At 56.8% G+C, this 13,737-nt stretch carries 11 protein-coding genes; 1 reads left to right on the forward strand and 10 read right to left on the reverse strand.

Features of this window, described 5'->3' with window-relative positions; translation table 11 throughout:
* Positions 1-122 precede the first annotated feature (122 nt).
* The 3 genes from sdhB to HS105_13315 form a co-directional block, all read right to left on the reverse strand.
* The gene (sdhB, locus tag HS105_13305; GenBank protein ID MBE7517564.1) at positions 123-917 is read right to left on the reverse strand and encodes a succinate dehydrogenase iron-sulfur subunit; all 795 of its coding nucleotides are present in this window, start codon (positions 915-917) and stop codon (positions 123-125) included.
* Positions 918-1,019: 102 nt separating this feature from the next.
* On the reverse strand, positions 1,020-2,795 hold the full coding sequence (gene sdhA / locus HS105_13310; protein MBE7517565.1) for a succinate dehydrogenase flavoprotein subunit: 1,776 nt from the start codon (positions 2,793-2,795) through the stop codon (positions 1,020-1,022).
* 102 nt (positions 2,796-2,897) lie between these two features.
* Positions 2,898-3,611, reverse strand: a complete 714-nt coding sequence (locus HS105_13315) for a hypothetical protein (protein ID MBE7517566.1) — start codon at positions 3,609-3,611, stop codon at positions 2,898-2,900.
* Between the two features lie 192 nt (positions 3,612-3,803).
* Between HS105_13315 and HS105_13320 the strand changes: the two genes are divergently transcribed.
* Positions 3,804-4,694, forward strand: coding sequence for a LysR family transcriptional regulator (locus HS105_13320; GenBank protein MBE7517567.1), 891 nt, complete (start codon positions 3,804-3,806; stop codon positions 4,692-4,694).
* Positions 4,695-4,774: 80 nt separating this feature from the next.
* Here the strand turns inward: HS105_13320 and HS105_13325 are convergent, their stop codons facing one another.
* The 7 genes from HS105_13325 to HS105_13355 form a co-directional block, all read right to left on the reverse strand.
* Positions 4,775-6,049, reverse strand: coding sequence for an HD domain-containing protein (locus HS105_13325; GenBank protein ID MBE7517568.1), 1,275 nt, complete (start codon positions 6,047-6,049; stop codon positions 4,775-4,777).
* A gap of 7 nt (positions 6,050-6,056) precedes the next feature.
* Positions 6,057-6,377, reverse strand: coding sequence for an STAS domain-containing protein (locus tag HS105_13330; protein ID MBE7517569.1), 321 nt, complete (start codon positions 6,375-6,377; stop codon positions 6,057-6,059).
* Positions 6,378-6,502: 125 nt separating this feature from the next.
* A complete protein-coding gene (locus tag HS105_13335; protein ID MBE7517570.1) occupies positions 6,503-8,578 on the reverse strand; it encodes an ATP-binding protein in 2,076 nt (691 codons plus the stop codon).
* Positions 8,579-10,636, reverse strand: a complete 2,058-nt coding sequence (locus tag HS105_13340) for a diguanylate cyclase (protein MBE7517571.1) — start codon at positions 10,634-10,636, stop codon at positions 8,579-8,581.
* A 102-nt stretch (positions 10,637-10,738) separates the two neighbouring features.
* Positions 10,739-11,770, reverse strand: a complete 1,032-nt coding sequence (locus HS105_13345) for an ATP-binding cassette domain-containing protein (GenBank protein ID MBE7517572.1) — start codon at positions 11,768-11,770, stop codon at positions 10,739-10,741.
* A complete protein-coding gene (locus tag HS105_13350; GenBank protein ID MBE7517573.1) occupies positions 11,767-12,777 on the reverse strand; it encodes an ABC transporter ATP-binding protein in 1,011 nt (336 codons plus the stop codon). The genes HS105_13345 and HS105_13350 overlap by 4 nt, the downstream gene beginning before the upstream one ends.
* Positions 12,778-12,780: 3 nt before the next feature.
* Positions 12,781-13,737, reverse strand: a complete 957-nt coding sequence (locus HS105_13355; protein MBE7517574.1) for an ABC transporter permease — start codon at positions 13,735-13,737, stop codon at positions 12,781-12,783.

Consider the following 13,737-nt stretch of genomic DNA (forward strand, 5'->3'; position numbering starts at 1 on the left):
AATTTACGCGTTATATGATTCGCGCCTCCGGACACAGGTTGCCCCACGCAACCTGAACATCAAAGTTACGAATTATACAGGCAAGAAATTGCAAAAACAAAGCCTAAAGGGCAGTGTCAATGCTACTTACCGAGCAGCTTGAAAAAGACATCGGCCGTAATATCGCGATTCGATTCGTAGATCGCCTTGGTCAGCGGCACACCCATCGGGCATACGCGGACACAGTTCTGGGCGTTCCCGCACTTCTGAATGCCGTTCTCTTCCATCAGCCCGTTCAGGCGCTCCTCCTTGGTCGTTTTACCTGTCGGGTGCATATTGAACAAGCGCGCCTGTGCGATTGCTTGCGGGCCGATGTAATTGTCGTCGCCGTATTGCGGACACGCTTCGAGACAGCAGCCGCAGGTGAAGCAGCGTGATATCTCATAGCGCTCGTGTGCAAGCTCGGGCGAGGTGTGCGGGCCCGGCCCGAGGTCGTAGGTGCCGTCCAGCTCGATCCACGCCGAGACCTGCTTCAGGTGATCGAACATCTCTGTGCGATCGACCACTAGGTCGCGCACCTTAGGGAATTTCGACATCGGCTGGAGCGTGATCGTGTCGCCGCCGGTCGCGAGCAGGAGGTCATCTATGAGAGCAGAACACGATTGGCGGACATAGCCATTGATGAGCATTGTGCAAACGCCGCAAACCTGTTCGAGACACGACATCTCCCAAACCGGCGGCGTCGTTTCCTTGCCGTCAGCGGTAACTGGGTTCTTGCGGATATCCATCAAAGCGGAGATCACGTTCAAATTACGGCGGTAATCGACCGTAAACGTCTCCCAATAGGCCGGCGAATCCGGATTCGCACGCCGCTCGATCCTGAACTTGATCTTCGCCGGAGGATTTTCCAAACGCTTCTTTTCGATATGTTCACTCATTGTCGCTTTAATAGCTTCCGATGGCAGTGCTGCTGCCGTTCGGCCCTTTTGCGGAAATTGCCGCTGTCAATTCAATGGTTGCCGACATATTGCCGGCGATCGTCAACTCTTAGAATAATCCCTCTTGCGCGGCTCGACTAGTGAGATATCGACTGGCTCGTAGCTGAGCACAGGGCCTTCGGCCGAGTATTCGGCGATTGTCGATTTGAGCCACTCTTCATCATTGCGGTTCGGAAAGTCCGGCTTGTAGTGAGCTCCGCGCGACTCATCACGGTTCAGTGCTCCGAGCGTGATGACGCGGGCTAGCTCGAGCATATTCTTGAGCTGGCGTGCGTGAGGCACGGCCTGCGTCGCCCAGAGATTCGAGTCGTTGATCGATATCTTCTTGAAGCGATCCTGCAGCTCGAGGATCTTTTCATCGGTCGCCTTAAGGCGATCGTTGTAGCGGACGACCGTTACGTTATCGGTCATTACCTTTCCAAGCTCATCGTGCAGCTTATACTGATTCTCGCTGCCTTCGTTCTTGACGATCGCGTCATTCAATTCCTGCTGCCGCTTTACTTCAGCATCGTGGATGCCGTTGGTCTCGGTATCGCCGCGTTCGACATTGCGGGCGTATTCGATCGCCGACGGTGCGGCCGAAAAGCCGCCGTAAACGCATGAGAGGAGCGAGTTCGCACCAAGGCGGTTGGCTCCGTGTATCGAATAATCGCACTCGCCGGCGGCAAAGAGGCCCGGAATATTCGTACGCTGTTCGAAATCGACCCAAAGGCCGCCCATCGAATAATGCACGCCGGGGAAGATGCGCATCGGAACGAAACGCGGATCGTCGCCGACGAACATCTCATAGATCTCGAGGATCGCACCCAACCGGTCAGTAAGCGTATCTGCCGGAATGTGTGTGAGGTCGAGATAGACCTGATTTTCGCCGCCGATGCCGTGGCCCTCGAGGCAGACCTGAAATATCTCGCGCGTTGCGATGTCGCGCGGTACGAGGTTGCCGTATGCCGGATATCGTTCTTCGAGGAAGTACCAACGCTCGCTTTCGGGGATGTCGCGCGGATGCCGCGTATCGCCGTCCGCTTTCGGCACCCAAACACGGCCGCCTTCGCCGCGTGCCGATTCGCTCATGAGACGGAGTTTGTCCTCACCCGGGATCGATGTCGGATGAACCTGTATGAATTCGCCGTTCGCATAGCGGGCACCCTGCTGATAGCAGGCAGCGGTCGCGCTTCCGGTACAGGTCATCGAGTTGGTTGATTTACCGAAGATGAGGCCCGGGCCGCCGGTCGCCATGATAACCGCATCTGCCTCAAATGATCTAAGCTCAAGCGTTTGCAGGTTCATCGCGACGAGGCCGCGGCAAACCTGATGGCTGTCTAGCACGAGCGAGAGCATCTCCCAGCCTTCGAATTTCGTAACCTTGCCCGCAACCTCCATCCGCCGCACTTGTTCGTCGAGCGCGTACAAAAGCTGTTGGCCCGTCGATGCACCCGAGAATGCCGTACGGTGGTGCAGCGTACCGCCAAAACGCCGAAAGTCCATAAGGCCTTCCTTCGTTCGGGAGAACGGCACGCCCATTCGGTCAAAGAGATAGATGATCTCGGGCGCCATGTCGCACATACGTTTGACAGGCGGCTGATTGGCGAGGAAGTCGCCGCCGTAAACCGTGTCGTCAAGGTGTATGTAAGGCGAGTCGCCCTCACCCTTTGTATTCACGGCACCGTTTATGCCGCCTTGGGCGCAAACCGAGTGTGAACGCTTAACGGGCACGACCGAAATAAGCTCGACGTTGTGCCCCGCTTCCGCGATCCTCATCGCTGCGGCGAGGCCCGCAAGCCCGCCGCCGACGATCGCGATCTTTAGATCTTTTGCCATAATAACTTAAATGTTTGCCATCATTCGCCGGTCAAGCGTCGGCTCATGCCGATCGAGGGCGGATGATGAGCGGTGAGTGAAATTTCCAAATCCCGTCATCGCTTACGGGCCTTTTTGCACGGGCATTCTCGGTGTAGGGGCCTTTTCCGCCGGAGATCGTTCAGCAGAATCCTGGCACAGCTCCGCAGGCATAAAGCCGCAGGGCCGCTTGAACGCGAATGCCGAATTGATGCCGACAAATGCAAGTATCAACCCGAATCCGAGGCAGCCGTAGAGCAGTATCTTTTGTGCCTTGACGCCGATAACGATGCCCCAATCGACCGCAAAAAGGAATACGCCGTATGCAAGATGCCACGCCGTAGCGAGCAGGCCGAGGATATAGAGCACAAGCACCCACCAGATGGCGAACTCCTTCGCGATTATCGCGTAAGCCTGCTGAGCATTGCCTGCGACGGGCGTCATATTGAGTCCCGGTATCAAGCCGAAGCGGAAATTCAGTATGTGGAACAGCAGGAAGAAGAACAGGTAAACACCCGATATCCGCTGGAGCACATAGAACCAGTTCCGCGCAAAGCGGTAGTTGAACACGTTGACCTTCGCCTCCGACGATATCAGCATGCCGTAAACCGCGTGAAACATCAGCGGAATAAAGACGCCGAATATCTCGACCAACAGCAGGTACGGCATTTCGTGAAGATCCTCAACGTGATCGTTAAAGACCTTCGCGCCGTTCAGTGCAGCGGAGTTCGTGTAGATATGGAACAAGAAAAAGATGCCCAGCGGTACGATGCCCGTAACCTGATGCAGCTTTCTCATCAGAAAGGAATTAGAAAACTTGATCGCCATCTATTGATTGATCATCTGCCAAACTTGGTGTCCGAGTAACAAAAATTCTAGCCCAAAGCCGCTCTAACGGCAATAGTGGACGCAGATTTTTATGATACGACCGATCGAATATGAGATAAAATGAATAATTCAGTGCATAATAAACAGTCCGGCTAATAACTTATGAATCTCGACACACTCAAGGTCTTTTGCGACCTCGTCGATCTCGAAAGTTTCTCGCTTGCGGCCGAGCGTAATTTCATTACGCAGTCAGCGGTCAGCCAACAGATACGGGCGCTCGAGAAAAAATTCAATAAACGCCTGCTCGAGCGTGTACGCGGACGCCGCGAGGTCAAACTCACCGGCGCGGGCGAAGTGTTCTATCGCGAATCAAAAAAGGTGCTCGCCGCCTATGGCGAGATGCAGGAGAATATGCGCGGCGCCGTCGGGCGTATCGGCGGCACCGTTCGTGTTGCGACGATCTACAGCGTCGGGCTTTACGAACTGCCCGCTAAGGTGCGTGAATTCATGACCAAGTATCCTGCAGCAAAGATCGACCTCGAATATTTGCGCACGACCAAGGTGGTGCGTGATGTGCTTGACGGCAAGGTCGAGCTTGGCGTGATCGCATTTCCCGAACCGAAACGCGGGTTGACGATCGTGCCGATGCCCGAGAACCGCCTTGTCGTGATAGCGCCGCCGGGGCATCCGTTGTCAAAACGGAAGGAGCTGAAGGTTACGGACCTCAGCGGCGAGGACCTCGTTCATTTCCAACGTGATATGCCGACTCGAAAGATGATGGAAAGGACGTTCAAGCAAAATGGCATCGAGGTCAGAAAGGTCGCCGAATTCGATAATATCGAGACGATCAAACGCGCCGTCGAAGCCGGCTTCGGGCTTGCCGTCGTGCCTGAGCCTTCGGTCATCGAAGAGCAGCGAAACAACGCCCTTGCGGTAATTCGGCTTGCGGAAGATTATTGGAAACGCTCCGTCGGCGTGATCCACAGGAGCGATAAGAGCCTTTCGCTCGCCGCAAAGAAATTCATCAAGCTGCTCGAAAAGCCCGCAGAATAAAACCTCTGTAAAGCAAAAGAAAGGGCCGTCTGCCGCGATCCGTTACTGCGGATCGGCCGTTTGTGAGTTCAAATAAGGGCCTAGAGAGCAGGGCGGTCAGAGGCCATAAGCGATATCGGCCGCGAAGGTGCGATATCGTTCAAAGCCGAGCGGACCATCGCGCCGAGGCCTTCCGCCTCCATATAGTCGCGTCCGAGCACGCGGCGGTAACGTTTCCCTTTCGTTTCACCGTTGAGTTCCTTTAGCATCCCGCGAAGGAAGGCCGTTACAAGCTCCGGGGCGAACTGCTTGCCCGCATTACGCCGCAGGTCGTCGATCACTTCCGCGGCGGGCCGACGCGCTTTGTACGGCCTGTCGCTCGTCATCGCATCCAGCGAATCGGCAAGGCTCACGACCTTTGCGATGTACGGTATCTCGCGATCGTAGAGGCCGTCGGGGTAGCCGCGTCCGTCGAGGCGTTCGTGGTGGTACTTTGCCGCAAGCGGCACGTTCGCGTACGGGTGATGTATCGGCGACAATATCTCGTAACCGACGGCCGGATGCTTGTTCAATTCGGCAGATTCTTTCGCATTTATCCTATACGGCGCATTGATGATCTTTCGCTCGACCGTCAGCTTGCCGACGTCATGCAGATAGCCCGCGATGGCCGCACCTTCGATCTCTTCGGGTTGCCATTCGAGTTCTGTTGCGATGATCTCGCTGTACTTTCCTACGCGTACCGAGTGGCCTTCGGTGTATTTGTCTTTGAAGTCTATCGCTGCGGCAAAAGCCTTTACCGTGTCGGTATATGTCGTGCGCATGTTATCGACGAGTTTGCGGTTCGCTTCGGTATGCCGTTCGATCTCGGCCATCATATTCCGCTGTGCTATCGCAACGCCGATGTGGCGTCCCATTGCGCAAATGATCTCTTTTTCGTAGCTCGTGTAAGGCTCAGCCGTCGCCTTTTCGCCGAGGAACAGAGCGCCGACAAGTTCATCGCGTATGATGAGCGGTACGAACAGCTCGATCGAACGGCGTTCAAAGCTTCGGTCGTAAACCTGAAAGAACGGCAGCACTTTTGCGGCCTGCGTTTCGATCGGGTTGAGGCCGTTCGCAAGGAATTGGCGTTCGTCCTCGAGACAGAGCGAGAGCGTGAGCGGAAAATCGTCGCCGAGGCCGCGAATCGCGATCATATGCAGCTCATGCCCGAAGCGTGAATAGCGTGCGACACCGCCGCGCATGATCGCCAACGCACCCGAGATCAGATGCAGCGAAGTGCGTATCGTCTCCTGAAAGCTGTTCTTGTTCGCGACCTCATTGCCGAGTTCGGCGAGGGCACCAAATGCGTGTATAAGCTTCTGCTGTTGCTCGATCATAGTTCCCTCAAACGATCGTTACATGGCGTGTAAGGCCGAGTGTCTTGAAAAGCTCGGCAGAGCCGGCGTTCAGATCGGCAAAAAAGACCTCGGCACCGACGCTCTTGGCCGAGTCGATAATGCCAAGAAGGATCGATATGCCGATGCTGTTAATGACCTCGGTGCCCGAAAAATCTAGGACGATCTTTTTGCAGCCTTCATTCAGGCGATCTTTGCATTCGCGTTCGATCTTTTCGCCTGAAAGTTTGTTGAGGTAGTTTCCGGCAAGGACGACCGCCTGTTGGCTTTCGCCGCCGGGCCCACTTTGGTAAACAGGTTCTGCGATCACGTAATTATTTCCTTTTGTTAAGTTTAGAGCGAGACGCCGAAGAATCAACTTGAACGTAGTTCTATCACATCGAAACGATATTTACAATAGAAAATTTAAGCGCTTAAGAACATAAGCGCGGAGTCTTAGGCGTCGCTGCGCGGGAAGGACTTCGACATACGCAGGCGTGTTCCGTCATCAACAGCCTCGATCACAACCGTATCCATAAGGCTTTTCATAAGCCGAAGGCCCCATCCGCGGCGTTGTACATCGCCGATCTGCTCTTCATTATGACGCGGCGAAAGACGTACGCCGCGACTGGCTACAGTGATGTCAATTCGTTCGGGTAGGACGGTAAAACTGACCGCAAGACGGCGGTCGGGACTTAGGCTGTGTTCGGCAGCATTGATGCACGCCTCGACGACAGCGGTCTTTATCGGCGTGATCGCCTCCTGCGGTAGCCTGTGCCGCTCGGCGATCGAATCGATCGTGCGGACAACGAACATCTCGGCATCCTCGCCCATCGGGGCGATGACCTCATAAGAAGGCGGAGTTTCGGCGGCGGCTTTTCCGAATTCGCGTTGCAGCAATGCGAACTGAGCTTTGCTTGTGCCGATGGCTCCGCGCGCGTTAAGAATGTCGAGAGCGTCCGGCGCGAAGCCTTCCGGAGCTATCAGCCAAATTTGTGCACGGCGAAAGCCGCAATGTGCAGCGAGCATTTCGAGTCGGTCGCACCAGAATTCGGCAGTGTCGGCCGCCGCCTCGAGTTTTGAGTCGATCTCGGCGGCGATCCATACGGCTCTGTCTTCGTTCGGCTCATTGTTCGCAATTATGGCAACGGCGGCGCGGCCGGCATCAAGCTGTGTAGCTATCGGCGGATAAAAAGATGCGGCGTCGGCAGCAAAGATAGTTTCAGGAAGCGTGAACATATCTTCCGAAGCTGCCGTTCGTTCGGCGATCTCGTCGGCACTTCGGCCTTTGAGGTCGTCGTGGTACGGATAATAGTCGATCATTGCCCGTGCTATCGAGCGCCCGTCAAAAAGCCGCAGCAATTCCTTGATGCCAAGCGATGCGCTATCGCGATAATGCTGCCGCATTAGGTGCGGCGCGCCTTCGACAAGTTCGGCTAGGCGCTCACCGATAACCGAAGCACGAGAATCTGCCTTCACGAGCCGAGATGCCGTTTCGAGATGGTCGTTGAGGGCACGGCAATGCCTTTCAAGCACGATGCCGCGGGCCGTTGACGACACGATCTCGAGCCGCTCAAGCCGCTCGATGTCGTGCGGATCGATGGCCGTTCGCATTCGCTTTGCGATGCGGCCGGATGCTGCAAGTTCGATCATCGCATCGTACGGCAAGGCCGTCAGGGCTTTATCAAAATACCTTCCGATACGCCCGCCGGAAAGCTCGTCGGCGTAGGCGCCCATCACCGCTCGAAAAGTGTCGAGCGAGTCGCCCTTGTCAGCCGCACGCCTGAAAAGACAGCTGATGAAAAGCGGATCGCACTGAAGCTGTACGGCGATAAGGTCTGTTGTCTCAGCATTTACGGCGACGCCGGCGCGTCGTGCGAGGCGCTCGATGAGTGTTCGCGTGTCGGCAAGTGAAAGCGTTTCGAGCGGGAGCGTCTCAAGCTCGATACGCGGATAGAGACAGCGCCGGTGGCCGGCGATGACGAACGAGCGCCCTGCGCGGGCAAAGACCTCAGTGAACGTCGCGACAAGCCCTTCCGCGGCAAAGTGAGCATCATCGATCATTACAAAACACTCGGAACCGAGCGTTGCTCCGATGAGCGAGGCTGCTGCTGCATCACCGGAAATGGCCGCCTCGATGACCCTTTGCGAAACGAATTCATCGTCAGGATGAGTAAGGCGTTCAAGGGTCGCGAGATCCGGCTCGGTAAAAAGCAGCGACGGGTCGCGGCGGCGAAATGCGACCAACTGTGTCAGAAATGTTAGAGCAAAACGCTTTGCTGCGGACCGCTCGCTGCGGTCGTTATCGCGAAAGCGAAAATAGACCGGAGCGATGCGTTCCTGCCTGACAAAAAGCCTGTCAAAGACCTGCCGCAGGAGTTCCGATGCACCGGCCCGCGGCTGTGCAAGCAGGCAAATACCGCCGGTACCCTCAAGGGCATGTTTTGTGAGGCGGCCGATCTCGCTCTCGCGGCCGATGAAGTCGGCGGCTGCAAGATCGGCGATCAATTTGTCGCGCACACGGCTTGCCATCTATTGAAATGTTCCGTCCTGTTTATCCAATTCCGAAGCGGCAACGACAGCGTTGCGCCCGCGGTGTTTCGCTGCGTATAGAGCTTGATCTGCCTCGTGTATAAGGCTTTCGGCCGCGCACGATTCGCTCAAACACGTTGCCGCACCGATGCTGACGGTTACCTCCCTATGCGGAAAGATCGCCGCTGCTATGCCGGCACGGACGCGTTCGGCGATCGCCATTGCTTCTTCGCTCGTCGTTTGCGGCAGAAGGATGGCAAATTCTTCGCCGCCGAAGCGTGCCGCAACATCGGCGCTTCGCAGTGTCTCCTTCAGGTGATGTGCGACGAGTTTCAGAGCCTCATCGCCGGCCGGATGGCCGAAGGTGTCGTTATAGCTCTTGAAATTGTCCACGTCGATCATAAGAAAACTCATCGGGTAGCCGTGGCGGTTCGAGCGTTTGACCTCTTCCAGCAGACGCTGCTCTATGTAGCGGCGATTAAGCAAGCCCGTGAGCGTGTCGGTAACGGAAAGCTGCTCGAATTCGCCCGCTTTTTCGCGGAGTTCGATACGGTCGATGGCAATGGCAATATGCGAGCCGACGGCCTGCAGCAGTTCAAGGTCGCTGCGGTCAAATGCCGCTCCCGAGGCCTTGTCGGTGAAGTTGATCACGGCAAGCTTTTTATCGCCGAGAACGATCGGGCTGCTGATAAATGAAGACGTTCGGTAGCGTCGCTCTTCGGCGAGCGGCCCGAGGCCTGATGTTGTGATGTTCGACACGACGGCCGGTGTACCGCGCTCAAAGACGGTACGCGAAACGCGCCGTCCGGGATCGGGGTCGGACAATGCATCCGGCGGAGTTCCTATCGCAGCCTTTATCACAAATCGGTCGGCTGCTTCGTCGTACACCATGATCGATGCCTTTTCCGACTGCATCAGCTCTGCTGAGTTGATGGCAAGCTGCGACCAGAAGTCTGCGGTGTCCACATTGCGCAAACTGTCGGTAAATCGGCGGACCGAGCGAACAAGGTCATCGCGGCCGGCGACCTCGGCACGCAGCCGCAGGATCTCGATCCGCGGTGCTATTGTGCTGCACAGCCGTACGATCTGCCGCCGCATCGCCAGATCCTCGATCGGATCGAGTACGGCCAACGCCGATGTGATCTCGGTGCCGACACGGAGCGGAAAAATGCAGAGCGAGCGGGCATCCTTGCCGGTGCTCGTGCGTTCGGTCAGTACAAGCGGCCGCTCGTTCTCAACTGCCTCGACAAGGCGGGCGTCCGCAGTGTCTATGCCGATGCGGACGTTGCTGTCGTTCATGCGGCCGCGTGCCGTGAACTTACGAAAACGCCCTTCGTGGGCAGTAAGCCAGCCGAGCGATGCGATGCCGTATATCTCGGCGACAAAGTCAACGACCGCCTCACACGCCGAACGATAGTCGCGCTCGAGCAACGAGCCGTAAAGCGAACGCCATGCTCCCGCATCATCTCTTGAAACGAGAACATCGGGCGGCTTTTGCGGCTGCTCTGCGGGCGTCGGATCAGTTGCCTCCGTTCCCGGTTCGGTGTGCTTTCCGGCAGGCACTTCTGCCGAAAGCTCGGCGGCGGCCTCGCGTGCGAGTTCGAATGCGGCCTCGACCTGATCGGATGAGCCTGTCATCAGCACGTGTTCGAAGAGTGCCGAGGTGTCGAGGCCTTTCCAGTCGCCGCTTGTGGCACGCGCACCGGCACGGCGGTAATTCTCCGAGCGTGTGAATGTTCGGCCGACGACGGCCGCAAGCATGTGATCTTCGGACCGCATAGGGAAGGCACGGCACTCAAGCCCCGCGTGGCAGACAAAGCGTACGGCCTTGCCGGTCGCGGCCGTCTTTTCGTATGCCTTGCCGCAGAATTGTGCGCATTGCGGGCTGAGCACACCGTCAGGATTGAGCGTTTTGCAGATCGAGTTGTCGTTAGCCGTAAAGACCTCGCGCATCGCGCCGTCAATGACGGCGATGGCGATGCCGTGCTTTTCGGCTATCCGCTTGAATTTGTCTCGTATGCCCACGCCTTTTCGTATGATAGACGCTGCCCTTCCCATGCGCCCATGTGCGAATGAAAAGAATGCGTTTAGCCTCAAAAACTTCGAATAGCATCGAGTTTTCAGTACTTTTTAACAACTTTTCAAGTTGTGCGCATCGCCTTATTCGAGAGCTCGGAGGCCGGCGGCGGCATTTTCTGCGATGTTCGGATATTCGGGCGAGATGCGGATGCAGGCCGCGAAATGGTTCGTTCTTATCTCTTTGAGCTTCGGCGTCTGCTGCTTACATTCTTCGATGGCGAATGGGCAGCGTGTATGGAAGTGGCAGCCTGACGGCGGATCGATCGGCGAAGGAACATCTCCATTTAGGATGATCCTTTCGCGTTTTGCCTCAACGACAGGGTCGGGAACCGGCACGGCAGAAATGAGAGCCTGCGTGTAAGGCATCAGCGGTTCGCGATAGATCTCTTTGCCGTCGGCAAGCTCGACAATGCGGCCCAGATACATCACGGCGACACGGTCAGAAAGATGCCGTACGGCACGCAAGTCGTGTGAAATGAACAGATACGTAAGCTGCTTGGCGGCCTGCAGATGTTCCATCAGGTTCATTATCTGGGCCTGAATAGAAACATCGAGTGCCGAGATCGGCTCATCGGCAACGATGAATTCGGGATCGACGGCCAGCGCACGGGCGATGCCTATACGCTGACGCTGCCCGCCCGAGAACTCGTGCGGATAACGCTTGATGAAGCGGCGGCTGAGCCCGACCGTTTCCATAAGCTCTTGGACGCGGCCGTCAACCGAGCCTTTTGCAAGCCCAAAGGTTCGTAAAGGCTCGCCGATGATCTGCCCGACGGTCATTCTCGGGTCGAGCGAGGCATACGGATCCTGAAATATCATCTGAAGCCGTTTTCGCCGTTCGCGCATCGCCGAATTCGGCAGCCGAGCGAGATCCTTGCCGTCATAGACGATCTGCCCCGAAGTGGTGTTCGTAAGCCGAAGTATCGCCTTGCCGAGCGTAGATTTGCCGCAGCCTGATTCACCGACCAGCCCGAGCGTCTCGCCTTTTTTTATGCTGAGCGATACGCCGTCAACCGCCTTGACGGTCTTAGCGTGGCTGAAAAGCCCGCCGCCCGAGCGGTAATGCACTCTTACGTCTTTGAGCGTTATCAGATCGTTGGTTCCAGTCGTCATTCTTTCGGCGCTCCTTCGCGGTAAACCTCTTCGGCAAAGTGGCATAGCGAATAATGGTCGTCGTTTATCTTGATGAACGGCGGAAATTCGCGGCGGCATACATCCTCGGCGCGCTCGCAGCGTTCGGCAAACGGACAGCCCGGCGGCAGATGTGCGACATCGGGCGGCAGGCCCGGAATTTGATAGAGATCTTTGCCTTGTTCGTGTGCGGGATCGGGAACGCTGCGGAGCAGGCCTTGCGTATAAGGGTTCGCGGGCCGCTCGAACAGCTCCTTTGTCGGAGCCTTCTCAAAGACCTTGCCGGCGTACATAACGATGATCTTATCGGTCATGCCCGCGACTACGCCGAGGTCGTGCGTGATCAGGATGACGCTCGTGCCCATTCGCTCTTTCAGGTCCTTTATAAGTTCGAGGATCTGTGCCTGAATGGTTACGTCGAGTGCGGTCGTCGGCTCGTCGGCAATAAGCAGTTCGGGGTCGCAGCTCAGCGCCATCGCGATCATCACACGCTGGCGCATTCCGCCTGAGAATTCATGCGGATAACCGTCGATACGGCTCTCGGCATCGGGAATGCCGACCATTTTGAGCATCTTAAGGGCGTGTTCGCGTGCCTGCTGCTTGGTGTGGCCGAGATGAAGCTGCGTTACCTCCATCAACTGTTTCGAGATCTTAAGGAACGGATTGAGCGATGTCATCGGATCCTGAAAGATCATCGCGATGCGGCGGCCGCGTATCTTGCGGACCTCATCGATCGGCAGCGAAAGCACGTCGATGCCGTCAAATGTAACGCTTCCGCCCGCGATCTGACCCGGCGGATCGGGAATGAGGCGCATGACCGACAGGTTAGTTACCGATTTGCCCGAACCCGACTCGCCGACGATGCCGAGCGTCTCGCCTTTCTTTAATTCGAACGACACATCATCGACCGCCTTGACGATGCCGTCCTCGGTGCGGAAATAGGTCTTGAGGCCGATGACCGAAAGAATTGTGTCGCTTTTTGCGTTCATTTATCAGAATTTGCGCGTCTGCGGATCGAGTGCGTCACGCAGGCCGTCGCCCAAAAAGTTCAGGGAGAAAAGAGCCAAAGCCATGGTTATGCCGGGTGCGATCAGCTGCCACGGGAATATCGCGACATTCTTGATGCCGTCCGCGGCAAGGCTGCCCCAAGATGCAAATGGTGCCTGAACACCAAGCCCGAGGAATGAGAGGAACGCCTCGGTCAGCATCACGCTCGGCACGGTCAGCGTGGCGTAAACTATCACAGGCCCGAGTGAGTTCGGTATCAAATGACGGAATATTATGCCGAGGCTCGAAACGCCGGTCGCGCGTGCCGCCATCACGAATTCCTGATTCTTGAGGCTTAAGACCTGGCCGCGCACCACGCGTGCCATCGTCAGCCATGAAACCAGGCCAAGTGCAAAAAAGAGCAGCAGTATTTGGCTGAGTCCTTGATTGCCTTCGCCGCCGACGGTTGTCGAGAGCCACTTGATCCAGCCGGGCGTCGAAGGGCCGCCAAAGACCGCGAGCAGTACGATCACGATCAGGATGTACGGTATCGAGTAAAGGATATCGACGATGCGCATCATTAGATTGTCGATGCGGCCGCCGAGGTAACCTGCTGCGGCTCCGTAAGTTACGCCGACGATAAGCGAAACGAGCGTTGATATGATGCCGACCATCAGCGAGATGCGGCCGCCTTGCAGGACGCGCGCCAAAAGGTCGCGGCCCGCGTCATCGGTGCCCATCAAATGTGTCAGTGACGGCGGCATCGACCGGACAAGCGCGCGGTCCGTCGGGATCGAATCGTATGTATAGCCGGTCAGCGCTTGTATCAAATACGGCCCGACGATCACTGCCGCGACCATGACCGCGAGCACGACGAGGCCGAAGACCGCGAGTTTATTTCGCAGCAGCCGCTTCCAAGCGTCGCCCCAAAGCGAGGTTGACTTGACCGTTTCGTCAGACAT

Origin of the sequence: Chloracidobacterium sp. (genome assembly GCA_015075585.1) — a bacterium.
Lineage (GTDB): Bacteria > Acidobacteriota > Blastocatellia > Pyrinomonadales > Pyrinomonadaceae > OLB17.